Origin of the sequence: Tepidibacter aestuarii (assembly GCF_934924865.1) — a bacterium.
GTDB lineage: Bacteria > Bacillota > Clostridia > Peptostreptococcales > Peptostreptococcaceae > Tepidibacter_A > Tepidibacter_A aestuarii.
Genome location: NZ_OW235315.1, coordinates 439,060 through 464,401, shown reverse-complemented (window position 1 = coordinate 464,401; position 25,342 = coordinate 439,060). Strand labels below are relative to the sequence as shown.

The 25,342-nt window shown below is 28.8% G+C and carries 25 protein-coding genes; 7 read left to right on the top strand and 18 right to left on the bottom strand.

All coding sequences use genetic code 11. The annotated features are described in order from the left end of the window. Positions 1-3 precede the first annotated feature (3 nt). From M2214_RS02225 to ablB, 6 genes are all read right to left on the bottom strand, one after another. A complete protein-coding gene (locus tag M2214_RS02225; RefSeq protein ID WP_256466719.1) occupies positions 4-144 on the bottom strand; it encodes a hypothetical protein in 141 nt (46 codons plus the stop codon). A 57-nt stretch (positions 145-201) separates the two neighbouring features. Beyond that, positions 202-1,560, bottom strand: a complete 1,359-nt coding sequence (locus M2214_RS02220) for a diadenylate cyclase (RefSeq protein WP_248482352.1) — start codon at positions 1,558-1,560, stop codon at positions 202-204. 226 nt (positions 1,561-1,786) lie between these two features. Beyond that, complete coding sequence (locus tag M2214_RS02215; RefSeq protein WP_248482343.1) at positions 1,787-3,325, bottom strand: glycine betaine ABC transporter substrate-binding protein; 1,539 nt, start codon at positions 3,323-3,325, stop codon at positions 1,787-1,789. 33 nt (positions 3,326-3,358) lie between these two features. Beyond that, on the bottom strand, positions 3,359-4,471 hold the full coding sequence (locus M2214_RS02210; protein WP_248482341.1) for a betaine/proline/choline family ABC transporter ATP-binding protein: 1,113 nt from the start codon (positions 4,469-4,471) through the stop codon (positions 3,359-3,361). A 436-nt stretch (positions 4,472-4,907) separates the two neighbouring features. Next, complete coding sequence (gene kamA, locus M2214_RS02205) at positions 4,908-6,164, bottom strand: lysine 2,3-aminomutase (RefSeq protein WP_248482339.1); 1,257 nt, start codon at positions 6,162-6,164, stop codon at positions 4,908-4,910. A gap of 31 nt (positions 6,165-6,195) precedes the next feature. Next, a complete protein-coding gene (gene ablB / locus M2214_RS02200) occupies positions 6,196-7,062 on the bottom strand; it encodes a putative beta-lysine N-acetyltransferase (RefSeq protein WP_248482324.1) in 867 nt (288 codons plus the stop codon). 233 nt (positions 7,063-7,295) lie between these two features. Between ablB and M2214_RS02195 the strand changes: the two genes are divergently transcribed. After that, positions 7,296-7,652, top strand: coding sequence for a L,D-transpeptidase (locus tag M2214_RS02195; protein WP_248482322.1), 357 nt, complete (start codon positions 7,296-7,298; stop codon positions 7,650-7,652). 69 nt (positions 7,653-7,721) lie between these two features. On the opposite strand, the gene M2214_RS02190 is transcribed toward M2214_RS02195, so the two are convergent. The 4 genes from M2214_RS02190 to M2214_RS02175 form a co-directional block, all read right to left on the bottom strand. Next, positions 7,722-8,396 carry a 4Fe-4S binding protein gene (locus M2214_RS02190; protein WP_248482320.1) on the bottom strand — a complete coding sequence of 225 codons (675 nt, stop codon included), beginning with the start codon at positions 8,394-8,396 and terminating at the stop codon, positions 7,722-7,724. A gap of 25 nt (positions 8,397-8,421) precedes the next feature. Beyond that, a complete protein-coding gene (locus M2214_RS02185) occupies positions 8,422-9,813 on the bottom strand; it encodes a Na+/H+ antiporter NhaC family protein (RefSeq protein ID WP_248482318.1) in 1,392 nt (463 codons plus the stop codon). A 124-nt stretch (positions 9,814-9,937) separates the two neighbouring features. Next, complete coding sequence (locus tag M2214_RS02180) at positions 9,938-10,813, bottom strand: AraC family transcriptional regulator (protein ID WP_248482316.1); 876 nt, start codon at positions 10,811-10,813, stop codon at positions 9,938-9,940. 163 nt (positions 10,814-10,976) lie between these two features. After that, positions 10,977-11,999 (bottom strand): LysM peptidoglycan-binding domain-containing protein, encoded by a 1,023-nt coding sequence (locus tag M2214_RS02175; protein WP_248482313.1) that lies wholly within the window; start codon positions 11,997-11,999, stop codon positions 10,977-10,979. Between the two features lie 223 nt (positions 12,000-12,222). Between M2214_RS02175 and M2214_RS02170 the strand changes: the two genes are divergently transcribed. The 3 genes from M2214_RS02170 (at position 12,223) to M2214_RS02160 (ending at position 15,122) form a co-directional block, all read left to right on the top strand. Further along, a complete protein-coding gene (locus M2214_RS02170; protein ID WP_248482311.1) occupies positions 12,223-12,810 on the top strand; it encodes a L,D-transpeptidase family protein in 588 nt (195 codons plus the stop codon). A 183-nt stretch (positions 12,811-12,993) separates the two neighbouring features. Then, positions 12,994-14,088, top strand: a complete 1,095-nt coding sequence (mnmA, locus tag M2214_RS02165) for a tRNA 2-thiouridine(34) synthase MnmA (RefSeq protein ID WP_248482302.1) — start codon at positions 12,994-12,996, stop codon at positions 14,086-14,088. Positions 14,089-14,177: 89 nt separating this feature from the next. Beyond that, positions 14,178-15,122 carry an L-lactate dehydrogenase gene (locus M2214_RS02160; RefSeq protein ID WP_248482294.1) on the top strand — a complete coding sequence of 315 codons (945 nt, stop codon included), beginning with the start codon at positions 14,178-14,180 and terminating at the stop codon, positions 15,120-15,122. A 50-nt stretch (positions 15,123-15,172) separates the two neighbouring features. Here M2214_RS02160 and M2214_RS02155 read toward each other — a convergent pair whose 3' ends face one another. The 7 genes from M2214_RS02155 to M2214_RS02125 form a co-directional block, all read right to left on the bottom strand. Beyond that, positions 15,173-15,949 carry an ABC transporter permease gene (locus tag M2214_RS02155; protein ID WP_248482292.1) on the bottom strand — a complete coding sequence of 259 codons (777 nt, stop codon included), beginning with the start codon at positions 15,947-15,949 and terminating at the stop codon, positions 15,173-15,175. Positions 15,950-15,952: 3 nt separating this feature from the next. Next, positions 15,953-16,567 carry an ABC transporter ATP-binding protein gene (locus M2214_RS02150; protein ID WP_248482289.1) on the bottom strand — a complete coding sequence of 205 codons (615 nt, stop codon included), beginning with the start codon at positions 16,565-16,567 and terminating at the stop codon, positions 15,953-15,955. Then, complete coding sequence (locus M2214_RS02145; protein ID WP_248482287.1) at positions 16,560-16,886, bottom strand: PadR family transcriptional regulator; 327 nt, start codon at positions 16,884-16,886, stop codon at positions 16,560-16,562. The genes M2214_RS02150 and M2214_RS02145 overlap by 8 nt, the downstream gene beginning before the upstream one ends. Positions 16,887-17,038: 152 nt before the next feature. Further along, the gene (gene htpG, locus M2214_RS02140; protein WP_248482285.1) at positions 17,039-18,913 is read right to left on the bottom strand and encodes a molecular chaperone HtpG; all 1,875 of its coding nucleotides are present in this window, start codon (positions 18,911-18,913) and stop codon (positions 17,039-17,041) included. Positions 18,914-19,072: 159 nt separating this feature from the next. Beyond that, positions 19,073-20,227: an MFS transporter gene (locus M2214_RS02135; protein WP_248482283.1), complete on the bottom strand. Its 1,155-nt coding sequence runs from the start codon at positions 20,225-20,227 to the stop codon at positions 19,073-19,075. A gap of 253 nt (positions 20,228-20,480) precedes the next feature. Beyond that, positions 20,481-20,930 (bottom strand): rhodanese-like domain-containing protein, encoded by a 450-nt coding sequence (locus tag M2214_RS02130; protein WP_248482281.1) that lies wholly within the window; start codon positions 20,928-20,930, stop codon positions 20,481-20,483. A gap of 178 nt (positions 20,931-21,108) precedes the next feature. Further along, positions 21,109-22,257, bottom strand: a complete 1,149-nt coding sequence (locus M2214_RS02125; RefSeq protein WP_248482279.1) for an aminotransferase class V-fold PLP-dependent enzyme — start codon at positions 22,255-22,257, stop codon at positions 21,109-21,111. A gap of 173 nt (positions 22,258-22,430) precedes the next feature. Here M2214_RS02125 and yedE point away from each other — a divergent pair, with 173 nt between their 5' ends. From yedE to M2214_RS02110, 3 genes are read left to right on the top strand one after another with little or no spacing between them, the layout of a single operon-like run. Then, positions 22,431-23,507: a YedE family putative selenium transporter gene (gene yedE / locus M2214_RS02120; protein ID WP_248482277.1), complete on the top strand. Its 1,077-nt coding sequence runs from the start codon at positions 22,431-22,433 to the stop codon at positions 23,505-23,507. A 2-nt stretch (positions 23,508-23,509) separates the two neighbouring features. Then, positions 23,510-23,716 carry a sulfurtransferase TusA family protein gene (locus M2214_RS02115; RefSeq protein ID WP_248482275.1) on the top strand — a complete coding sequence of 69 codons (207 nt, stop codon included), beginning with the start codon at positions 23,510-23,512 and terminating at the stop codon, positions 23,714-23,716. A 14-nt stretch (positions 23,717-23,730) separates the two neighbouring features. Beyond that, positions 23,731-23,967, top strand: coding sequence for a DUF3343 domain-containing protein (locus tag M2214_RS02110; protein ID WP_248482273.1), 237 nt, complete (start codon positions 23,731-23,733; stop codon positions 23,965-23,967). Between the two features lie 262 nt (positions 23,968-24,229). Here M2214_RS02110 and M2214_RS02105 read toward each other — a convergent pair whose 3' ends face one another. Then, entirely contained in the window at positions 24,230-25,333 is a 1,104-nt protein-coding gene (locus M2214_RS02105; RefSeq protein ID WP_248482271.1) for an ABC transporter ATP-binding protein, read from the bottom strand. Positions 25,334-25,342: the final 9 nt, after the last annotated feature.

The following is a 25,342-nucleotide window of genomic DNA, read 5'->3' as shown; positions in this document are numbered from 1 at the left end:
AAATTAATCTTCTAACTCAATATATATTCTTTTATTAATTTTACATTTACTTTTATAATCTACAACTCTTATTTTTCCAACCTCAATAGTATTCTTCATATGAGTTCCTCCATCTACTTTAAGGTCTAATCCTTCAATTTCAATAATTCTAACTTCACTAATTCCTTGTGGAAGATGATTTAAAAATATTAGTTACATTATTTAACCGATTTTAACCAATAATTTTCCTTTATTATATATGGTTATAGGCCCATCTTCTGAGATTTTAATTGAAGTTCCATATATACTTGAATTCCATGCTGCCGTACTTCTAGCCCCAGAAAAACGCCTTAAATTATTTATACCAAATAAACTCATATCCTCTTTTCTAGGTTCGGCAACCATGCATGCTACATCTAAAACTATTCCTTCTTTTGAAAGAACAAGTGCTCCATCAATTTTCGCTGCAGCCATTATTATTTGCCTATGCATTAATATATTTACATTTAATCCTTTAACTGAATTACGTACATCTTTATTAACTTTTTCTTTCTTAACATGATCAGGAACCATTTTTTCTATAAATTGATTTTTATCAGGTATAATAATTAATGCACCATGCCTCTCAAAACTCAAATCAAGAGATAATCTAAGTAATGAATATGCAAACTCTTCATCAAATAGTGTTGATAATATATTATGCACATGTATATAATTTAAATAATGCCACCTACCCTGTGTTTTATGAAAAATAGCACCATTTGGAAGCATTATATATATATCTCCATTAGCTGTAGTAATAAACAGTGCAGTACCAGGTACTAAAAAGTGACGTATTGCTCTCATGCTTTCATGTGGTGCAAAACTCAAACTGTCTCTATCTTCAGTTTCTGATGGTATATTAAATATTCCAATCAAATCTCCTTCATGGCCTAAACCAACCAAACCAACCCTATTCACATCTACAGCAGACCTTACCCATTTTTCTGATAGTAGTCCTTTTTCTAACTTAATAGATTCTGCAAATTTTACAAATCTATCCCTCAAAGCTTTTTCTATCCATTTTTCTTCATTAATCATAAATAAACAATACGTAAATGGATTTCCTTCATAACTAAGAGCTGTACTACTTTCAACTATTTGCATCCACTTTACCATAGGTGTAGTTATGAATGTGGAAAATTTAGCAATTGCTCTTTGAAACTGTGTTGGCCTAAGTGCAAACCAAAGGTCAGAATGTGTATGTGTATTTGAAATTGTTCGTATATCCTCATTAAAAACCCTACAAAAACAATTTCCGAAATCTATATCTAGCTGCTCAGGTCTTTGAATAACATCTAGCAAAACCCCACCTAATAGTTGTTCTTTGTTTTCATAGGAATAAATAACTGCAACTATGCACTTATGAGCTTCGTCCCAAAATAAATAAGGATTTTGAGATTCAATTTCATCTTTTTCATTCCAATATTTAATAATATCACGTTCATTAAGATATTTATGTTTATTAAATGCAAATATATTTGATAAAGAATTACGAAGCTCCTTTTTGATATCGTCACTAAAAACCCTTATACCTCTCATCATGCCTCATACATTCCTTCCCTATTATTTATATTTGTAAATATTTTCCACGATGGTTATTGTTTAAATATATACAGTTCAATCATAAAATAATATTCCTATTCATATAAATGTTAACCTTACAGCTAACAAAATATTCTAAATTTGCAATCCAATGCCCAAATTTCTTATATATAAAAAAGTCCTTTCCATTTACTGGTAAGGACTTTTTTAAAGTTATATTGAATTATTTAATTAAATTTTTACTTTTTAAGAAATCTGTAGCTATTGAATTTAAATCTTCTTTTTTAACATCTGCTCTATAATTTAATTTTTGCATTTCTTCATCATTTAAAATATTTTCCAACTTTTCTAAAAGTGGTCTAATTTCACTATTTTCTTCTAAAGTTTTATTATTAACTAAAGGTACAGCATAATATGGTGGAAAATAATCTTTATCATCTTTTAATACCACAAGACCTAATTCTTGCAATTTACCATCTGTAGAAAAAGCATCTATGACTTGAACCGAATTATCTTCAATAGCATTATAACGAAGTCCTGGATCTAATGCTTTTATGTCCTTAAAATTAAAATTATATAATTCTTTTAAACCAGGAAAACCATCTGGACGTTCTAAAATCTCTGCTGTTGCACCTAAAATGAACTTATCAGAGTAATTTGTCAAATCAGAAAAAGTTTTTAAATTGTATTTTTGAGAAATTTCTTTTTTTACTGATAAAGTATAAGTGTTATTAAATCCTAAAGGATTTAACCAAGTCAATCCAAATTGTTCATTATATTCTTTCTTTACAGTATCGTATACTTCTTGAGATGAAGGTATATCACCTGTCTTTTTAAGTATTGTAGTATATGCTGTTCCTGTATATTCTACATACATATCAATATTTTTTGATTGAATGGCTTTAAAAGTAGGTAGTGTCCCACCTAATTCAGATATTTCAGTTTTCAAATCTGTATTATTTTCAATATATACAGATAGCAACTCTCCCATTAAACGAGATTCCGTATAATTTTTAGTTCCAATCCTAATGACTTCATCTGATTCCATTGATTTGATGTAAGATATACTTCCTATAGCAATTATAGGTATAAGAGTAGCAACTAAAGCTCTTTTCATTATTTTTTTATTTGTTATTACATGTCCTATAGTACTAACTGGTAATTTATTTTCTACTAATCCCAATATAAAATCTACAGATAAAGCTAAAACTGTAGTAGGAACAGCTCCTGCTAAAATTATCCCTGTATCACTCATAGATATTCCTCTAAAAATAAAATCTCCTAGTCCTCCAGCACCTATTAATGAAGCTATAGTTGCTGTTCCTATATTGATAACAGTAGCAACCCTAATACCTCCCATAATTATAGGAAACGCCAAAGGAAGTGTTACCATAAGTAAAATTTGTCTAGAAGTCATTCCCATACCTCTAGCAGATTCAATAACTGCATTATCTATACTGTTAATTCCTATATATGTGTTTTTTATTATAGGAAGAAGTGCATATAAAAATAACACGATTACTGCAGGCTTATAACCTATTCCTCCTATTATAGGTAATGGTATAATGAATCCAAACAAAGCTAAACTAGGAATTGTCTGAAATACATTAGCTACTCCCAATATTAATTTTCCTAATTTTTTACTCCTCGATACAATAATACCTAAAGGTACTCCTACAACAACAGCAAATAGTACCGCAATCAAAGTAATTTGCATATGTTCTATTAATTTTTGTATAACTAATCCCATATTATTTAACATATAATCTAAAATCAATTAATATCAACTCCTTTGTTAATCTGTAATAATTAAATCTGATATAACATTTAATAAACTGCTCTTTGTAATTACTCCTTTAACTATGTTTTCACTATTTACTACAGGAAGAAATTTAACATGCTTGTTCTTCATAATATTAATAACTTCAACCATATTTAAATCTTCATGAACAGGTTCAATACTTGTATTTTTTATATCTTTCATTTTTACTTTAGATGCTTTATCTTTTAATTCTTTTATCGTAACATACCCTTCATAATTACCTTGTTTATTTACAACAGTTAAAAACTCTAACTTCTTTTCTTTCATTTTTTCTATAGCTTGGGCTGGAGTTCTGCTCAGTAAAACTTTTGGATAATCTTTTATCATTATATCTTTAGCTAGTAATAATTCTGGTTGTCTCCATAGACGATCTTTTCCAACGAAATTTTCTACAAATTCATTAACTGGATTAATTAAAATTTCTTCTGGAGAATCGAATTGAATTACTTTACCATTATCCATTACTGCTATTTTGTCTGCAAGTTTTATAGCTTCATCCATATCATGAGATACTAGTACAATTGTTTTACCTAACTCTTCTTGTAATCTAGTCATTTCATCTTGTAACTGTTCTCTTGTAATTGGATCAAGTGCTGAAAATGGCTCGTCCATTAATATAATATCAGGATTAACAGCAAGTGCTCTAGCAATACCTATTCTTTGCTGCTGTCCTCCACTTAGTTCGTGAGGATATCTATCGTAATATTCATTAGATGGAAGTCCCACTAAATCTAAAAGTTCTTTTGATCTTTTATTTCTTCTCTCAATATCCCAATGTTTTAGTAAAGGAACTAATTCTATATTTTCACCTACAGTCATGTGAGGGAATAGACCAACCTTTTGTATTACATATCCAATATTTTTACGAAGTTCGATAGGATTAACCTTAGATATATCTTTGCCATTTATATATATCTTTCCGTCAGTAGACTCTATAAGCTTGTTAATCATTTTCATTGTTGTAGTTTTACCGCATCCACTTTCTCCAATTAATACAACAAATTCGCCTTCTTTTATTTCTAAATTTAAATTTTCAATTACTACATTTTTTTCAAAAGCTTTTTTTACATTTTCAAATTTAATCAATATTTGTACCTCCTTTTTTTAACATAATAAAAAGCGCAAAATAAATATATATCTGCGCAAACAAATATTTTTCTATACACTATAAAATATTGCTCATAATGAACAATATAGGCTTTAAGAATATTAACTTTCAAAATTCATAAAACTATATATGAAAATATTATTCAAGTCTATATAAGCATTGTGAAAACTTCCAGAAATAACAACACATCAATTCTAACAACTTTATTATATCATACAAGTTGTTTGTTGTAAAATTTCTTTTATATTATTTTTATATTTCTTATTATAATATTTTCAATATAATTTTAGATTATTCTATAGAGCTGCATAGAACAAATCCAAAAAAATTCTAAAGCAATACTTAATTTTAACTTCATCAAAGAAACCCTCTTTTTTTAGTAGCTTACTATAGAGGGTTTCTTTTTTTATATATTTAAACAGGCTTTTTTGCTCTTATTTTTCTTTCTAAGTCTTTTGGTTCTATTGTCATTTTTTGATTATTAAGTAACCCTGAAACACCTAAAAGCGATTCTTCTTTTTCACCTTTACAAATTTCACAGCTGCACTGAGGATTATAATTATCGGGCTCTTTGTATGTTGTGATTACTCCTTCAAAATTTCTTAGTATAACTTTATTATGACTTTGAGAAACTACATAGTTTGGCATTACAGGAATCTTGCCTCCCCCTCCTGGAGCATCAACTACAAATGTAGGAACGCAGTATCCTGATGTATGTCCTCTTAATCCTTCAATTATTTCAATTCCTTTAGATACAGTTGTTCTAAAGTGCTTAAGTCCCATTGAAAGATCACACTGATATATATAATAAGGTCTAACCCTTATATTTACTAGTTCATTTACAAGTTTTTTCATTACATGAACACAGTCATTTACTCCTTTTAAAAGAACAGATTGGTTTCCAACAGGAATACCTGCATTTGAAAGCATTTCACATGCCTTTTTGGAGTCTGGTGTTATTTCATTAGGATGATTGAAGTGAGTATTTAGCCAGATAGGATGGTATTTTTTAAGCATATCTACAAAGTCCTTAGTTATCCTCTGAGGCATAACTACAGGTACTCTACTTCCTATTCTTATAATTTGAACATGCGGTATTTCTCTTAACCTTTTAATTATATATTCTAATTTTTCATCAGATAGTAATAGTGGGTCTCCTCCTGATATAAGCACATCTCTAATTTGTGAAGTATTTTTAATATAATCTATTGCATTGTCTATTTGATTCATAGGAAGAGCGGAATCCTTTTGTCCTGCAAATCTTCTTCTAGTGCAGTGTCTACAGTACATTGAGCATTGATCTGTAACTAATAAAAGTGCTCTATCTGGATATCGGTGAGTAAGTCCTGGAATAGGTGAATCTTCATCTTCGTGGAGTGGATCTAAAAGATCTGATTTTGACTTTTGTAATTCTAAAGAAGTAGGAATTGCTTGCTTTCTTATTGGATCATCTTTATCATTTAAATTAATTTGTGATAAATAATAAGGAGTTATAGACATCCTCAAGCTTTTTAAACACTGTCTAGCTCCCTTTTCTTCCTCTGATGTTAAGTTAATATATTTTTTCAATTCATCTACACTTTCAATTCTGTTTTTAACTTGCCATTTCCAGTCATTCCATTCTTTATCTGTAACATTTTTAAATAATTCTAATTTTTCGTTTATAACCATCTAATCCCCCCTAAAATAAATTAATAAAAACTTATATTACACATTCCATATCATTTTCTTCTTGATTAAGAGATTTATACCAAACATTCATTGTTTCTAAATCTCCTGATATATTAGTATTTTTTGTTAATGTACCTGTATAAATATATCCTAATTTTGAAAATGTAATATTCATTGCATAAGAAATAGAACGAGCTATTGTATAAGCTGTTTTTATACCTCTTTTTCTCATAGACTGCTCCATTTTATTTAAAAGAAATAAAGCAAATTTATTACCTCTATATTCTGGTAAGGTTGCAAAATCTGTCATTTCTACATTTAGATTTTTTAGATCCATTTCACAAGATGCTAAGGCAATAATATTCCCTTTATGCCATATTCCAAAATATTCAACATTTTCATTCATAGTTTCTTTAATGTAGTTTGGATCTTTAATTGGGAATGGATAAGTTTCAAAAACTTTATCATATAATCTAGCCATATCAGCTGCATCTTCTAATCTACATTTTCTATAATTAAATTCTTTATTCAAACCAGAAAATTTTTTATAATCATCTTTTTGTATTGCTGTTTTTAATATTTTATTAATCTTTCCTTTATTTTTTTTTGCTTCTCTATCCTTACAAAAATATTTTGCCATAAAAAATGCATCTTCTTTTCCTTTATAAAATTTAGGAATATGTGCCTCTATTATATAGTTCTTGTTTAAAAAAAACTTTGTTGCATAAGAAGGTACTTTAGCAAAGATTTTAGTATAAAAAAATTTTTTTGACATCTCATCTAATTTAGAAATAATATTTGGTAAATCACTTTTATGAAGTTTCATTAAATAAATGCGATCATTTTCTTTTCCATGTTGAACAATAGATTCTCCTATTTTTAAGATTTTATCACCCACTATTACCACCCCATTTTATTTTTTATATCTCAATAACAAACAACTTCATATTATCATCAAAGTTGTATCTCTGTCAAATAAGTTTTTATTAATTAGCTAATTATCTAAAAAACCCATATAATAAATTAAATGTAAAAAATTCGTCTAGTTGCAAGTTTAGCTCTTCCATCAATGTTATACACAGAATAAAAATTTTATAATCCTTTAGTATATAAAATAAGGTGGTGGCAATAATGTTTTTCTTTTCATTTAGAGCTCCAAATTATAAAATAAATGTCAACACAGCTCAACGAAGACTTACTTTATATCAAGATGGTAAATGGTTCAAATCATACCTTATAGCTGTAGGAAAACCTTCGACCCCTACCCCAAAAGGAACATTTACAATTGTAAATAAAGCAATCAACCCTGGCGGCCCTTTTGGTGTAAGATGGCTTGGTCTCAGTAAACCACATTACGGTATTCACGGCACAAACAATCCTTCTTCTATAGGAAAGGCTGTATCTAATGGTTGTATAAGAATGTATAATAAAGATGTTCTTGAACTTTCTAATTTAGTTCCAATTGGAACAGTTGTAGAAATCATATAATATATACAAAAAAGAGAAGAATAATAATATCATTACTCTTCTCTTTGAAATCAATCTACTTTATTTATTTTAAAAAGTTAATGGCTTTTCGATAGCTCCCACTGGACAGGCTACATAACATGAACCACATTCATCACAGCGCTCTCCTTTAATTTTATATGGTGATCCCTTTTCTACTGCTTTAAATGTACATACTTCATAACATTTTCCGCACTCTACACACTTATCATTAATAGAGCATCCTGCATTATTATAAGTCATTCCACCAAAGGAAAATCTTGTTCTTAACAGCTTATGATCACGTTTTTCTGACTTAAAATCATAGTCAAAAACTTCTCCCTTTCCTTTGTATATGCAAAAGCATCTTGTTGCAGGGTATTTATTAATATCATATACTGCCGTTTTAAAATCTGGATTGGTTTCGGCTTTTAATGTTACTTCTTCCATAGTTAATTCTTTAATATCTCCCGTAATCCTCAAAGTATATCCAGCTACAAAATCAGGTACTCCCTTATCATTATGACCTAATAGCTGTGTTGATGGATACATACCAGAAACAGTTACATTTTTACTTGTCTTTAGTTGATGATAAAATGGTTTAATAGTCATTGTTCTAAAGTATAACCCCTCATCATCAAATGCGAAAAAATGTGCAATCCTAGATTGTACATATCCATTATCTATTGTTGAAAAAGAAACGCATCCTATTTTATCAATATACTCATATATTTCATTCATATTCATTATTAAACCCCCCTTATAATATATTTTATCCAATTATTCCAATTGTTAAAAATCCAATACTCGCTATAACAGCAGATATAAGTGCATATGGCATTTGTGTTTTTACATGAGACATAACATCTATTTCAGCAATCATTGATGCCAATATTGTAGAATCTGATATTGGTGAACAATGATCTCCAAATACCGCTCCAGAAATAATAGCACCTAATACCAATGGCATATTTACCCCAAGTGCTGCTGCTAATGGCACTGCAACTGGAATTAATACTGACACAGTTCCACCACTTGTACCTGTTGCAAATGACATAAACATCCCTAGAATAAATATAATGAATGGAATCAACGATTTGCTAACACTATCACTAACGCCAGCTATATATGCTCCAGTCCCTAATTGACCAACCAAGCTACTTAAAGCAAATGCTAATGTTAGAATAACTGTTATCTCAAGATAACTAGCCATCCCATTCATTACCCATTTAGCATAGTTATCAATAGATGTTACTCCCTTTATCAAATAGTAAATTCCTGTTGAAATTAATGTAATAAGTACACCAATGTATATGCTTGAAGATCCATCACCTTTTAGTAAATTGCCATTACCTGTAATCATTAATATTCCAAATATACTTCCAACCAATATAATCAATGGTACTAACATGTTACTCGCATTTGGCTTAATATTTTTACTATCATAACTCCCAGTAATATCATTCTCTTTAATTTTAAATGTTTCGATTCCCAGTTCTGCTTCTATATCATTAAAATCTTTCTTTAATAAAATTGTTATTCCAACAATCAATATTGATACAATTCCATAAAATTGATAAGGCATTGCTGCTATTATTAAATTCATTGGATCTGCATCTATAAAACCTAGAGAAACTTGGCTGCTAACCATCGCCATTAAAAATGCTCCCGCTCCATTAAACGGAACTAACCAAGCTATCGGCGATGATGTTGAATCGGTAATATAAGCCAGTTTTGCCCTTGAAACATTAAATCTGTCAAACAAAGGACGTGAAGCAACTCCTGATATTACAATAGAGCTTGTTCCATCAATAAACATCAATAAACCTATTATATAAGCCACTAATTCCGCTCCTAGTTTTGACTTAATCATTTTCTTACGCTCTGTTAGTAAAATTACCATGCCATGAACACCGCCAGATGCCTCAATAACATAAACAAATGCACCAATCATTAAACAAAATAATATGGATTTTGCTGCCCACTCATCTTGAAATACCTTATATATGCTGTTTAATCCAGAAAATAATTGACTATCTTGAATATCAATAATAATACCTGCCGAAATGATACCGGATAATAATGCAACGAAAACATTTTTAGTAGTAAAGGCTAAAACAATAGCTAATACTACTGGTATCAATACTATCCAACCAAGTTCCATAATCTCACCCCTTAGCAATTCATCGTGTGTAATTAATTGTATTCTTATTTTCTATAATTCGACAGGTAAATTCGGATTCAAAAACTGTAAAAATGGCACCTTAATATTAAGGTGCCATTCAATGTTAAATATATATTTGCTGTTTTTTCCTAAACTCAGATGGAGTCAATCCTTCATAACGTTTAAAGAATTTTGTTAAGTTTGAAGGTTCATCAAACCCAGTAATTTCAGCTATCTCATTAACTGTTAAATCTCCTTGTGAAAGGTATCTTTTAATCTCCAAAATAACACGATCAATTATAAATTGTTTCGCAGATAAATCAACTGCCTTTCTAGTAATTGAGTTCACAGTTTTCTTTGAAACATACATAAGATCTGCATATTCTTGAACCGTCTTTTTATGTTTAAAATTATCTTCAACTAAATTCATAAATGTAATAAACTTTTCGTAAGTGTGAGCATCTATATTATTTTGATTTTCTAAACTATTTCTTTTAATCAACAACATCAATGTTCTTAGATGAGATTTTAAAATTTCAGGCTTTAACACATTGTTTTTATCAATATAGTATTTATATAGTGTATCCAATTGAATTCGTTCAAACCCATCACTATTATTATCAAATTTTACAATAGGATGAAGATAAGTAGATTGAAAAGGCTCTAAAAACTCAGATATATTTGAATGTAGATGACGATATAAAAAAGTATCTGTAAATAATATTAAATACCCATCAATATCTCCTTTTGGATAAAATCGTTGTACTTGATTTTTAGATATCAGCAGAATATCGCCTGCTTTATAAGGATATAGTTTAAAGTCAATTTCATGCTGACTTTTCCCTGAAGTTATACACAATATATTATAGAAATTAAGTCTATGAATATGAGTAATATATTTTATGTATTTATCTCCAAAAAAATCTTTTAATCGTATAATCTCAAAATCAAAGTTCTTATTTTTGTTTTTATAAAATTCAATTCTCTTGATTGTATCCATATCTACTCCTCAAATTATGTCTTTTTATTAGATATCTATCTCATCTATTTAAATAATATCAATTGAATATTTAATTATCAAGGGGTATTATCTAATATAAAAAAGCAAGTAGATTGTTAACAATCTACTTGCTTTTTTATATTAGATTAAATTTTTATTGAAACTAGAATTTACCGCTATTATTTTTCCACTCTTCTTTATTAGGAATATTTTCGATTACATCCCAATGCTCTGCTATTTTTCCATTTTCAACTCTAAATAAATCATAGTATGCTACCTTCTGTCCTCCGAAAGTTCCTTCACTTACTGATAAAACAAAATTACCTTGACCTAGTATCATATGATTTTTCTCATATACCATATTAATTCCTTGCTTAGCCATGGCTTCTATAGCTTGGCCTAAACCTGATAACCCGTCTGTAATTTGAGTATTATGTTGGATATAGTTATCTCCATCAAAATATTGTCCCATTGTTTCATATTTACCTTCTACTAATACGTTATTAACAAAGTCTTTAACTAATGCTTTATTTTTATCTGTATTCTCTAAATCAGTAACTTTAGTTTCTCCATCAAGTTGTGTTCTTCCACTTGGATTAGGATTTACACTTTTTTCAGCTAAATTATCCCAATGCTCTACTATTAAGCCATTTTCAAATCTAAATATATCAAACCCAACTTTTGGTCCAAAGAAGTTATAATCTGTCTGAGTTATAACATAATCTCCATCTTCAAATACTCTAACTACATCTACTGATGCACTTCCTTTAGGAAGCTTGCTAAGTAATTCTCCAAAACCTGCTAATCCATCTCCAGCAGATAAATTATGTTGAATATACTTTTCTGGATTAATATATGCAATTGCTGATGTATCACCTGTTTCAATACTATTTAATACTGCTACTACTTTTTCTGAATTTTTCATCTCTTTATTATTCTTAACTTCTTTAACCTCAGTTTTTGCTTCTTCATTAGTATTAATCTTTATTATTTGACCAGGGAAAATCAGATTTGGATTCTTAAGTTTGTTTATTTTTGCTAACTCCTGCCATGTTGTATCATGTTTATTTGCAATTTTCCATAGTACATCTCCACTCTTAACTGTGTAAGATGATTCAGCAAATGCATTAACTGATAAACTCAAAGCCATAGTAAGTCCTAAAGCTAAACTCATTCCTTTTTTCATAATTATTACCTCCGTTTTCTATTTTATATATATTTTTTAATCAAAATGTATCATTGCTTAGTATTATTTTACATTCATATATCTTGAAAAAAAATATTAAAAAGAACCATAAAAAGGTAATAATGAAACCTTTTTTAATTTTTTCCTAAGTGGTATAATACAATTTAACATTAAATCAATCTTTTTTTTGTAAATAATTGTAATAGGAGGAGATAAAGTATTTATGAAATTTTTTAAAATGAACAAATTTACAGGAATGTTATTAGTATTTGGTTTTATCTTTTCTGCTTTATCAGCATATTTATTAACGAATTCTAGAGATACTTTTGAAGAAATTGAAGTTGATCCACAAAATACTTTAATAAAGATATTCAAAAAAGAAAGAGTATTAGAATTATATGCTGATGGTCAATTAGTTGATAAATTTAATATAGGTCTTGGTTCTGCTCCTGTAGGTGATAAGAATAAAGAAGGAGATAGAAAAACACCTGTTGGAAAATATTATGTTTGTACTAGAAATGATAAAAGTAGATTTACTCTTTTCTTAGGACTAAGTTATCCTAATATCGAGGATGCTAAAAGAGGATTAGACAGTGGTCTTATAGACCAAGATACATTTAAAAAAATCGAAGAAGCAAATATAAACAAAGTACGACCACCTTGGAAAACTCTGCTTGGAGGAGAAGTTGGAATACACGGTGGTGGAAGTTCTTCAGACTGGACTTGGGGATGTATAGCATTATCTGATAAAGATATTAAAACACTTTGGAAATATGCTAAATTAAAAACTCCAGTTGAAATCTATGAATAATGATGAAAAATTTCTAGCTCTATATAATTAGTTCTTAAAATAAACATTCTCTTTCATAATATTAGTTCTTAATTTTGATTTTTTCATAATACCCGTTTATATTCTATAAAAATTCCAAAGAATATTAGTATATAACAAGTAAAACGAAACATTATTAATAAATAGAATAGAAAGGTGATATATATGGAAAAATCTCCTGAAAATACAAAAATAATATTAGGTATGTCTGGAGGAGTAGATTCTTCGGTAGCTGCTTTATTATTAAAAAAACAGGGTTATGATGTAATAGGATTGTTTATGAAAAATTGGCATGAAGAAGATGATGAAGGAGTTTGTACTACAACTACAGATTATGAAGATGTTCAAAAAGTATGCAATCAAATAGGCATTCCATACTATACAGTAAACTTTGTTAAAAAATATTGGGATAATGTATTTGAATATTTCTTGAAAGAATATAAAAACGGTAGAACTCCCAATCCAGATGTTCTTTGTAATAAAGAAATAAAGTTCAAGGCCTTTTTAGATTATGCATTAAAATTAGAAGCAGATTATATCGCCATGGGTCATTATGCACAAGTTGATTTTAATGATGGTAAATATACTCTTTTACGTGGAGCTGATCCTAATAAGGATCAAACTTATTTCTTATGTGGTTTAAATCAATATCAATTATCTAAGGCTATGTTTCCCATAGGTCATTTAACTAAAGACAAAGTAAGAAAACTTGCTGTTGAAGCTAATCTTGCAACTGCTAAAAAGAAAGATAGCACAGGTATATGTTTTATTGGTGAAAGAGATTTTGATGAATTCCTAAGTAGGTATCTGCCAGCCCAACCAGGGAAAATCATGACTTATGATGGAAAAGTCCTTGGGAATCATCATGGCCTTATGCATTATACTATCGGTCAAAGAAAAGGAATTGGTATTGGCGGAATAGGTACAGATGAGCCTTGGTTTGTTGCTGAGAAAGATATAAAAAATAACATATTATATGTAGTTCAAGGAGATAAGAATCCTAAGTTATTCTTTAGTGGATTAGTTTCTAATGATATAAACTGGATAAGTGGAGAAATTCCAAATGATTCTTTTGAATGTACTGCTAAGTTTAGATACAGACAAAGAGATGTAGGAGTAATCGTACATCCCAAATCTGATGGTAGTTGTACAGTAGAATTTAATCACCCAGCTAAAGCTATTACAGAAGGTCAATTTGTTGTCTTTTACCAAGGAGAAAAATGTTTAGGTGGAGGAATTATAGATAAGGCGGTAAGATGAAATAGTCAAAAAAGTTTAACCTTCATAAATAAAATTCCAAATAAAATATATACTAAAACCATACGTATAATTTAGAAGGGAAGATATTTATGAATAAACAAACTAATAAAGTTATTATTATAGGTACCGGATTTGTAGGTTCTACTACAGCTTTTACTTTGATGCACTCTAGTTTAATATCTGAGATAGTTCTTATTGATATAAATAAAGAAAAGGCAGAGGGAGAAGCCATGGATTTAAATCATGGTGTATCTTTTGTAAAGCCGATGGAGATAAGAGTTGGAGATTACTCTGATTGTAAAGATGCAGATATTATAATAATTACAGCGGGTCCTAGTATACAACCTGGTGAAACTAGGCTTGATCTTGCTAATAAAAACAGTAAAATCATAGAGAATACAATGAAAGAAATAGTTAAATATACAGAAGATGCCTTAATCATAATAGCAACAAACCCTGTTGATGTACTAACTTATGTAGCAGTAAAAAGTGTAAATTATGACAAAAACAAAGTAATTGGTACAGGTACTGTGCTTGACAGCTCAAGATTTAGATATTTACTTAGCAATAAATTTAACATAGATACTAGAAATGTACATGGCTATATAATAGGAGAACACGGTGATAGTGAGGTTGCAGTTTGGAGTCTTACTAATGTAGCTGGATCTAGAATTGACAAATCCTGCCCTCTTTGTATAAATAGCTGTGATATTAATACTCAAAAAATATTTGAACAAGTAAGAGATGCAGGATATGAAATTCTAAAAAGAAAAGGTGTTACTCAATATGGAATATCACTAGCAACAAGAAGAATTGTAGAAGCTATACTTAGAAATGAGAACTCTGTTTTAACGGTCTCAAGTGTTCTAAATGGAGAGTACAGTCTTTCAGATGTTGCACTAAGTATTCCTACAATAGTAAATAGACACGGAGTTAGTAAGAAATTAGATCTTAATCTAGAAGATGAAGAAATGAATAACTTAAAAAAATCATCTGATAAGTTAAGAGGTATTTTAGATAGTATAAATTATTAATCAAATATAAGTATAGAAATAGCTTCTATTTCTATACTTATATTTTTCTTTTATCTAATTGTTAAAATATCATATTCATCAAACATTTTTAAACCAGTAAGAATTAATGCTAAAATAGATCCAAAATACCTTACTATTAAAATAGCTATCATTATAGCTATCTGGTACTTTATTGCTGTTAATGGTATTGCCCCACCTAAAATCTGTCCTGTCATCATTCCTGGCAAAGACACCAATCCTATTGTTTCTATAGACGCTATTGTAGGATTTACAGAAGATAAAACAGCATTTTTAAAATATGGTTTCAAAGCTTCTATCTTATTTCCACTAATACTTAAAAAATAATAATACTCTTCTTTATTTTCTCTTATACTATTGTGAAAATTGTTTATACATATAATATTACCGCTTAAATTATTACCTAATAACATTCCTGCAATAGTAATCATATATTGAGCATTAAACACATTCTCCGTTCTTATAACAAAAACATTAAAAAACATTAATACAATTATATTTGGAATTATAAATGATGAAAATAATGGAATGATGAACTTTTTTATATTCAAACCACAAGATTTAACTGTTGAAAAACTAGCAATAAATATCATAAAAACTAAATAAGAAAAATTTAAATAAGGATTATTAATATCAAAAAGGTATTGCAAAAACACCCCAACTAAAGTAAGCTGTATTACCATTCTGCCTATAGAAAAAAACATTTTTTTATTTATATTAATACCCAACTTATTGTTTATTAGAATAATTGGGATTATAAAAAAAACTAAGCTGGCTATAGATAAATAAGAAATTTCATGTACATTCATTATTTACCACTCCTCTATTCTGACGATATTATTTTCACTCCAAATATTATCATGTGAAACTATTAAAACTGTCTTATCCAGCTTTAAAACATAGTCTACTACTCTTTGCTTCATATCTTTATCAAGTCCAGAAGTTACTTCATCTAAAAGCCATACTTTTCTATCTAATAATATACATATAACAAGACCTAATCTTTGTCTTTCTCCGCCTGAAAGCTCTCTTGCTTCCTTTTTTATGATATCTTTTGGTAGATCAAAATAATTTGCAACATCTAAAAACTTCTCTTTAGTAATTTTTATATTCTTATTATGTTTATAAGAAAAGACCTCAACAATTAAGTCCCAAATATTTTGATTTCTTAATTCAACATCTTGACTTAAATAAGCTATGTTAGTTCTAAAATACACAAGATTATTCTTCTCTAATTTCCTAGAATCAAATAATATTTCTCCTGAGTTTATCTTGTGAAATCCCAAAAGTAATTTAAGTAATGTTGATTTTCCTTTACCTGAAGGAGATTTTAAAAGTATTTTTTCCCCGTCCATAACATCCATATTAAAATTTTCAAATATAACCTTATCATCAAATCTTAAATTTATATTTTTAAATTTAATCAACGTCATCACCCTTTTCTTCTATTTCCCCAAATAGTTCACCTGCTTTCTCTTTTGCTTCATCTAAAATTTCTTCTCCTAGTTTTGTTGTCGTATAAAACTTTATTATTCTCCCGTCAACATTTTCTTCTGTTTTTAATAATAGACCTTCTTTTTCCATTCTATTTAACATAGGATATAAGGTCCCTGGACTAGTCTTATATCCATGCTCTTGCAATTCTTCCATAATCCATGTTCCGTATATAGGCTTTTCTTTAGCATGATGAAGTATATGTATTTGCATAAAACCTAAAAACAATTTTCTTAATATCTTATCTTTCATTTTTCTCTCCTTGTATAATTCATTTCGATATCGAACTACGATATCGTTTTATGATATTATTGTATTAAAAAAAATATATAATGTCAATTAACTTTCGGATAAAATAATAAACTCCTTGAATAAAATTCAAGGAGTTTATTATTTTATCATATCTATTTCATTATCTTACACATGTTATTAGTAAACTCTACAGGATCTTCTATAGGAAGTCCTTCTATAAGAAGAGCTTGGTTGTAAAGTAATCCTGTATATAACTTAAACTTATCTTTGTCATTTTCATAAGCATCTTTTAAAGATTTAAATATATCGTGATTTACATTTATCTCTAATACCTTATCCGCTTTTACACCTTGGCTCTCAGGCATAGCATTTAGTATTTTTTCCATTTCTATACTAAGATCCCCTTCATTTGATAAGCATACAGGATGCTTCTTAAGTCTCTTAGATGCTTTAACATACTTAACCTTATCAGCTAAAGATTCTTTCATAAAGTTAAATAAATCTTTGTTTTCATTCTCATCAACTGAAGTTTCACTATCATCTGATTCTATTCCTAAATCTTTACTAGATACAGACTTGAACTCTTTTTCTTTATAATTCATAAGAACTCTTATAGCAAATTCATCTACATCATCTGTAAAGTAAAGTATTTCATATCCTTTATCCTTTATAAGATCAGTTTGTGGTAGTTTATCAATTCTATCAATAGACTCTCCAGCAGCATAGTATATATACTTTTGATCCTCAGGCATTCTAGATACATATTCATCTAAAGTAACCATCTTCTTCTCTTTTGATGAATAGAACATAAGTAAATCTTGAAGTACTTCTTTATTAGCTCCAAAATCACTATAAACCCCATACTTTAAGTGTCTTCCAAATGATTCATAGAACTTCTCATACTTTTCTCTTTCATTCTTTAATAAGTTCTTTAACTCATTCTTTATTTTATTCTTTATATTCTTAGCAATAGACTTTAATTGTCTATCATGTTGTAGTATTTCTCTTGATATATTTAAAGATAAATCTTCAGAGTCTACTATACCTTTTACAAATCCAAAATAATCTGGAAGTAAATCAGAGCATTTTTCCATAATCATAACTCCGCTCGAATAAAGCTCTAAACCTTTTTCATACTCTTTAGTATAAAAATCAAATGGAGTTTTCTCTGGAATATATAAGATAGCATTATATCTTATCATACCATCAACACTAAGGTGAACATGCTTTAGAGGCTTATCAAATCCATAATGCTTTTCTGCATAAAAGTTTTGATAGTCTTCATCTTTAAGCTCATTCTTATTCTTTCTCCATATAGGAACCATGCTATTTATAGTTTCTTCTTGTACAACGTCTTCGAATTCACCTTCAGTTCCTTCTTTAGGCTTTTTAGTAGTTACATCCATCTTAATTGGGTATCTTATAAAATCAGAGTATTTCTTGATTATAGATCTTATTGTATACTCTTCTAAATACTTATCAAAATCTTCATCTTCTGTATTTTCTTTTATCTTAAGTGTAATTTCTGTTCCTACACTATCTTTAGTACATTCTTCTATAGTGTAACCTTCCACCCCTTTAGACTCCCACTTATAAGCTTCATCAGACCCAAAAGATTTACTTACAACAGTTACACTATCAGCTACTAAAAATGCTGAGTAAAAACCTACTCCAAATTGACCTATTATATCATGTCCATCTTTTATTTCATTATCCTTTTTGAACTGTAATGATCCACTCTTAGCTATAACCCCTAGATTATTTTCAAGTTCATCTTTATCCATTCCAATACCAGTATCTGATATTTTAACTACTCTATTGTCCTTGTCAACATCTATGCTTATATAGTAGTCGCCTTTATTAAATGTTATATTATCATCAGTCAATGCCTTGTAGTATATCTTATCTATAGCATCACTCGAATTCGAAATAAGCTCTCTTAAAAAAATCTCCCTGTGAGTATAAATTGAGTTGATCATAAGATCTAGTAATCTCTTAGATTCTGCTTTGAATTGTTTAGTTTCCAAATTTATCTCTCCTTTCACCCTTATGTATATAATCATTTTGTTAGCACTCTAAGTTGTCGAGTGATAACTCCTATCTTTTATATATCATATTTGAATTTTTATGTCAATATTATAGCGGCGGAATTCATCAAAATTCCGTCGCTATATAATTAATAACTTTTAATCTTTCATCTTATAAACTATAATCCCAACTATAGGTATAAGTACTCCCCCTATAATTCCAAATGCCGTTGCTATTCCAAAACTTTGAGCCATCAATCCAACAATCGGGAATAATACTAGCATAAATATGCTAAAACATACAGAATCAAATGATAGTATAGTTGCTCTATATTGTGATGGGATTAAAGAGTTTATATAATCACTAAAAATAGGTATCGTAAATCCACTTATCATACAAGATAATAAAAAGATTATAATAGAAAAATATCCTTTAAATACTGAGAATCCAATTAGTATAAAAATATTTGCAATACAAAGCATTGTAATAATAGTTTTCTTATTTAATCTTTTCTCTACAACATAAGCATACTTAGAGCTTATAGCTCCTAATACATTGGTTACTCCATAGATAATAGCTATTGAAGTTCTAGATATACTCATATTCTCAAAGTGCTTTTGACAATAAAAGTATACTGTAGTATCTATCGTAGATATAAAAGCGTAAAATAAAATCAAATATAGAGCTATTTTTCTTTCCTTTAATATCTTAAAGCTTTCTTTTAATTGATGTATAAATACATTTTCATTGTGACTCTTATGCTCTATATTAGGTTCAACATAAAATGTCGCACTACTTAATGCAAATATATCTATAAACAAGGCTAAACCATACGCATACACAAATCTAAAGTCAGAAAGTATTCCTCCAAGTAATATAGCCAATCCTCTTGCGATTTCCATGTAAAAGGATATTGATCCGTACGTCTTTTTGTATTCACCTTCTTTATTCAAAAGCTTCATGCTATCGTATATTATAGATTCTGCTGCTCCAGAATGTAGGTTATACGATAAAGCTGAAAATACAAAACTAAAAGCATACCCAGTAAAACTATCTGAACAAATCATAAGAACTGTTGATATAAAGCTAAAAATTCTACTTATTATAATACTTGTTTTTCGTCCATATATATCTGCAATAGCTCCAGTTGGAATTTCACATAAAAAGCTAGTTAAATGAAATATAGATTCTAATAAACCTATTTCTACCAAGGTAAGTCCTTTGAAGCTTAGGTATAGTACCCAAATAGCTGATGTTATATTAAAACTAAAGAAAAAGTTGTATACGTAACTTAATTTAATATTTTTTTGCATAAAAAATCACTCCTAATTTTGTATTGTTAAACATCGATAATTAGGAGTGTGCGTCTTTATATAAGGATTAAAAAATTACGACCTTATACTCGTAGTTTCTTAACAATGAACGCACTTCTCCCGTAAAAAAGAGATACGCCATTTTTTGAAACTGAACAACTATAAGCCATAATCTTCATTCTTAATCCTCCTTTACAATAGTATTTCCTTTATTATATATTATTTTGAATTTTTTTACAATTACATTTCTTTTCTATTTTTCTAAAAGCTCATCATAAGGCCATCCACCTTGACCATTTTCAAGTATGAAAAGTCTTTCAGCCTTTACACCACTTTTAATAAGATGGTCTATAGTTCTTTGAGCTCCACCTTTACCTCCTGGACACACTACTATTATCGGATTATCTCCTTCAAGTTTAGGTATTACAGCATCAACCTTAGCTCTTTCTTCATCAGTTTTAACTGGATAGGCTTTTGTAGATATAGCTCCTTTTATATGATGCGCATTCCACTCTTCTTCAACCTGTATATCCACAAGTGTTATATCATCACCATTTTCAATTGCTTCTTTAACCTGTTCTGCGGTATAGTACTGATACGTCTTTTCTTCTCCTGTATTTTCTTGTACCTCATTTGATCCACATCCTACTACAGATACAGCAAGGATCATCATTAATAACAATGCTAAAATTTTCTTTTTCATAGTCTTGTCCCCCTTTAATAGTTATCTTTCTAACTCGATATTATGTACAACTCACTTCATCTAAAGTAACGTCATGCTTATTATATAACCAAATTGTATATTTTTGTTATAAAAAAACTCTATGCTATCAATCATCGTGATAGAGTTTTTTTATTTGTTATAAATAAGTTTTTTACATCTATTTTAAGCACTTAACTATACTATTAATAGTGTAATTAACTTCATCAATAGTATTAAAATGACTAAAGCTGAATCTTACTGTGCCATCAGGAAAAGTTCCTAAAGTTTTATGTGCAAAAGGAGCACAATGAAGTCCGCATCTTGTCATAATACCAAAATCTTCATAAAGCTTATATGATATAGCTGCATTATCATACTCTTTAAAATCTATAGAAACTAAAGCTGTTCTTCCCTCTATTCCGCTTTTCCCTATTACCCTTATATTTTCTATATTATTAACTTTTTCTAAAAATACATTTAAAAGATTTAATTCTTTTTCTCTTATTGAATCTATTCCTTCTTCAAACAAATATTTCAAAGAAGCATTAAGTCCATATATTCCAGGAATATTCAAAGTACCTGCCTCGAATTTATCCGGCATATAATCTGGTTGAATTTCATGTTCTGATAAGCTTCCTGTTCCTCCTTCTATAAAAGTACTCATTTCATCTACTAATTTATCACTTACAACAAATCCTCCTATTCCCTGTGGTCCTAAAAGTGATTTATGTCCTGTAAAAGCTATAGCATCAGCATTTAACTTTTTATAATCTACATTTAAAAATCCAGCTGTTTGAGCAGAATCTATAATGAAAAATATATTATTATCTCTGCAAATCTTACCTATTTCTTCAAGATTTAATATTGTTCCACATACATTAGAAGCATGTGTCATAATAACGGCCTTTGTATTGGGCTTTATATTTTTTATTAAATCACTAGCATTTAATTCTCCAAATACACTACACTGTACCCTACAAAATTCTACACCTTGTTTCGTTAATGAATTAATAGGTCTCATAACAGCGTTGTGCTCCATAGAAGATACTATTATATGATCTCCTTTTTTTATTAATCCTTTTATTAATACATTTAAACTCTCTGTTACGTTTTTTGTAAAAACTACATTTTCTTCTTTATCAAAGTTAAATAACTTACAAATTAATTCTCTAGTTTCAAATACTATATTTTCTGCTTCAAATGAAGAACTATAAGCTCCTCTATTTACATTACAACCTATATTATCTAAGTAATTTAGAATACTTTTTGAAACACCTATAGCTTTTGGAAAAGAAGTTGCTGCATTGTCTAAATATACTGATTTCATATATATCCCTCCTATGTTTAATATACCTTTATTTTATAACATTACTTATTTTTACAATAATAGAAAATTATTATATATTTATGACAAATTATACATTTTTTCTATTTAACTTTATTTCAATATTCTGATAAAATCATGTTTGCAATATATTACATTTAAGGAGGTTTCGTAGAATGGAGTCAAAAAAAGGTATTATATTTACAGGTGCCATTGTTGGTATTATCGCTGTACTTCTAGTTAAACTTGGAAATCCAAAAAACATGGGTTTTTGTATAGCATGTTTTGTAAGAGATATCTCAGGAGGACTTGGTTTTCATAGAGCTGCAGTTGTTCAGTATTTAAGACCTGAAGTTATGGGACTAGTTTTAGGTTCTTTCGCAGTAGCTAGTTTGAAAAAAGAATTCAATGTTAAAGGTGGATCTTCTCCATTTATTAGATTTACCTTAGGTGTTACTGTAATGATAGGAGCTCTAATGTTTTTAGGATGTCCTCTTAGAATGGTTTTAAGACTTGCAGGAGGGGATTTAAATGCTATAGTTGGAATTATAGGTTTTACTTTTGGTATTATTTTAGGTATTGCTTCATTAAACAAAGGATTTTCTCTTAAAAGAAATTATAAATTACCTAAATCAGAAGGTTATATATTCCCTATAATGAATATATTCTTAGTAATTTTACTAATATCAGCTCCAAGCTTTATATTCTTTAGTGAAGAAGGACCTGGAGCTATGCACGCACCAGCTCTTATTGCTTTAGCTTGTGGATTAATAGTTGGTATTTTATCTCAAAGAACTAGACTTTGTATGGTAGGTGGAATAAGAGATTTAATATTATTTAAAGATACATATTTAATATCTGGATTTATAGCTATACTTGTATTTGCATTAATAGGAAATATTGCTTTAGGATACTTTAACATAGGGTTTGAAGCTCAACCTATTGCTCATTCCGATGGACTTTGGAACTTCTTAGGAATGGTTTTATGTGGATGGTCTAGTGTATTACTAGGTGGATGCCCTATGAGACAATTAATTTTATCTGGTGAAGGTAATACAGATTCAGCAATTACAGTTATGGGACTGCTTATAGGTGCTGCCATTTGTCACAACTTTGCTTTAGCTGCAAGCCCTAAAGGACCTTCTCCTAACGGCAAAATAGCTGTTATAGTTTGTCTTTTAGTTGTTGGCCTAATATCTTACTTAAATTCTGATATGGTTAATCTAAAATCTAAAGGTAAAGGAGTTGCTTAAAAGTGGTTAAAGTTGATGTAAGAGGTATGTCTTGTCCTCAACCTGTTCTTATAACAAAAAATGCTGTAAGTTCTAATCCAAAAGAAATTGAAATCGTTGCAGATGATAATACTGCAGTAAATAATATATCTAGGTTCTTAAAAAGCTCAGGATATAAGTATGAAGTAAAAGAAATCGAAGAAGATTATATTATAAATGCCCAAAAATAGAGCGAGGTAATACAATGAATGAATATATAGCAATATTTTTTACCCATTCAGGAGCCATTAAATTCGATAGATTCTGTAAGAAAAATAATATTAAAAGTGAACTAATGCCTGTCCCAAGAAAGTTAAGCTCTAACTGCGGCATATGTTCTAAGTTTTGTTATAATGATAAAATTGATAATTTAATTTCTAATGAAATTGAAAAAATATATGAAATAAACGAAAAAGAATATGTTTTACGTTATGAAGAATAATCAATAAATCAAAATGACGCTTGTTAACAAGCGTCATTTTATATTTATTAAACCTTAACTTTATAAAATTATGCATTTGTCCATGCTTGAATTTATTCTTCAGTGGCTAAAACATAATGTCCTTCACTCATAAGGTAAGATTCACCCAAGCTATAATCTATTCCACTTTTTTTATAATCATAATGTAGTGAAATTGAATTTCTTTCAATTTCTACTAAATTACCTAAATATATTACCCCTATTCTGTGTGAAATATATTTAACTATTGAAATATCCTTTCCTTAGTTTCAAATTCAAATAAATGAATCTTATCTAAATTAAAGTATAAACTAGATACTTGTCCTATTTTATTTATAGAAGATGATACTTTAGCTGTATATTTATTTTCATCTGACTTTAAGTATAAATATGTCTCTGAACCTAGGTTTTCAATATTATCAATTTTAAGCTTAATTTCTTCACTTAAGTTTAAGTCATTATTAGCCTTTTCATAAATATCTTCTGGTCTTATTCCTAAAATAGCTTTCTTATTTACATACCCTTTTTTTATTAATAAATCCGACATTTTATTAGAAAGTTTAAATTTAAAATCTTTAGATGAAATATATATCCCATCTTCTTCAATAACATCAACTTCTATTAAATTAATTTGCGGACTTCCTATAAATCCTGCTACAAATGTATTTTTAGGTTTTTCATATATTTCTATAGGGGATCCAACTTGCTGAACTATTCCTTGATTTAATACAACAATTTTTGTACCCATAGTCATTGCTTCTGTTTGATCATGAGTTACATATATAAAAGTTGTATTTAGTTTTCTATAAAGCTTACTTATTTCATATCTCATTGTTACTCTAAGCTTTGCATCTAAGTTAGATAATGGTTCATCCATTAAGAAAACCTTTGGATTTCTAACTATTGCCCTTCCTAAAGCTACACGCTGTCTTTGTCCTCCAGAAAGTTGCTTTGGTTTTCTTTTTAATAGACTTTCTATTCCTAATATCTGTGCAGCCTCTTTTACTTTTTGATTAATCTCTTTTTTATCAACTTTTTTTAATTTTAAACCAAATGCCATATTTTCTTCCACACTCATATGAGGGTAAAGTGCATAATTTTGAAATACCATTGCTATATCTCTATCTTTTGATGATACATCATTTACTAACTTATTATCTATATATAATTCACCTTCTGATATATCTTCAAGTCCAGCAATCATTCTTAGAGTAGTTGACTTTCCACACCCAGATGGACCTACTAAAACAACAAATTCCTTATCTTGTATTTCTAAATTTATATCCTTTACTGCATGATATCCATCTTCATAGTATTTATTTATATTTTTTAAAACTAATTCAGCCATTTGTAGACC

Bases quoted from the DNA above. Each gene is read 5' to 3' on its own strand.
- M2214_RS02130 (WP_248482281.1), bottom strand. From the start codon at position 20,930: ATGAAAAAGAAAATTTTAGCATTGTTATTAATGATGATCCTTGCTGTA.
- M2214_RS02220 (WP_248482352.1), bottom strand. From the start codon at position 1,560: ATGAGAGGTATAAGGGTTTTTAGTGACGATATCAAAAAGGAGCTTCGT.
- M2214_RS02190 (WP_248482320.1), bottom strand. From the start codon at position 8,396: ATGAATATGAATGAAATATATGAGTATATTGATAAAATAGGATGCGTT.
- yedE (WP_248482277.1), top strand. From the start codon at position 22,431: ATGGAGTCAAAAAAAGGTATTATATTTACAGGTGCCATTGTTGGTATT.
- M2214_RS02155 (WP_248482292.1), bottom strand. From the start codon at position 15,949: ATGAATGTACATGAAATTTCTTATTTATCTATAGCCAGCTTAGTTTTT.
- M2214_RS02135 (WP_248482283.1), bottom strand. From the start codon at position 20,227: ATGCAAAAAAATATTAAATTAAGTTACGTATACAACTTTTTCTTTAGT.
- M2214_RS02170 (WP_248482311.1), top strand. From the start codon at position 12,223: ATGAAATTTTTTAAAATGAACAAATTTACAGGAATGTTATTAGTATTT.
- M2214_RS02195 (WP_248482322.1), top strand. From the start codon at position 7,296: ATGTTTTTCTTTTCATTTAGAGCTCCAAATTATAAAATAAATGTCAAC.
- kamA (WP_248482339.1), bottom strand. From the start codon at position 6,164: ATGGTTATAAACGAAAAATTAGAATTATTTAAAAATGTTACAGATAAA.
- M2214_RS02185 (WP_248482318.1), bottom strand. From the start codon at position 9,813: ATGGAACTTGGTTGGATAGTATTGATACCAGTAGTATTAGCTATTGTT.
- M2214_RS02175 (WP_248482313.1), bottom strand. From the start codon at position 11,999: ATGAAAAAAGGAATGAGTTTAGCTTTAGGACTTACTATGGCTTTGAGT.
- M2214_RS02215 (WP_248482343.1), bottom strand. From the start codon at position 3,325: ATGTTAAATAATATGGGATTAGTTATACAAAAATTAATAGAACATATG.
- M2214_RS02180 (WP_248482316.1), bottom strand. From the start codon at position 10,813: ATGGATACAATCAAGAGAATTGAATTTTATAAAAACAAAAATAAGAAC.
- M2214_RS02125 (WP_248482279.1), bottom strand. From the start codon at position 22,257: ATGAAATCAGTATATTTAGACAATGCAGCAACTTCTTTTCCAAAAGCT.
- M2214_RS02110 (WP_248482273.1), top strand. From the start codon at position 23,731: ATGAATGAATATATAGCAATATTTTTTACCCATTCAGGAGCCATTAAA.
- M2214_RS02160 (WP_248482294.1), top strand. From the start codon at position 14,178: ATGAATAAACAAACTAATAAAGTTATTATTATAGGTACCGGATTTGTA.
- M2214_RS02145 (WP_248482287.1), bottom strand. From the start codon at position 16,886: ATGAAAGATAAGATATTAAGAAAATTGTTTTTAGGTTTTATGCAAATA.
- M2214_RS02105 (WP_248482271.1), bottom strand. From the start codon at position 25,333: ATGGCTGAATTAGTTTTAAAAAATATAAATAAATACTATGAAGATGGA.
- mnmA (WP_248482302.1), top strand. From the start codon at position 12,994: ATGGAAAAATCTCCTGAAAATACAAAAATAATATTAGGTATGTCTGGA.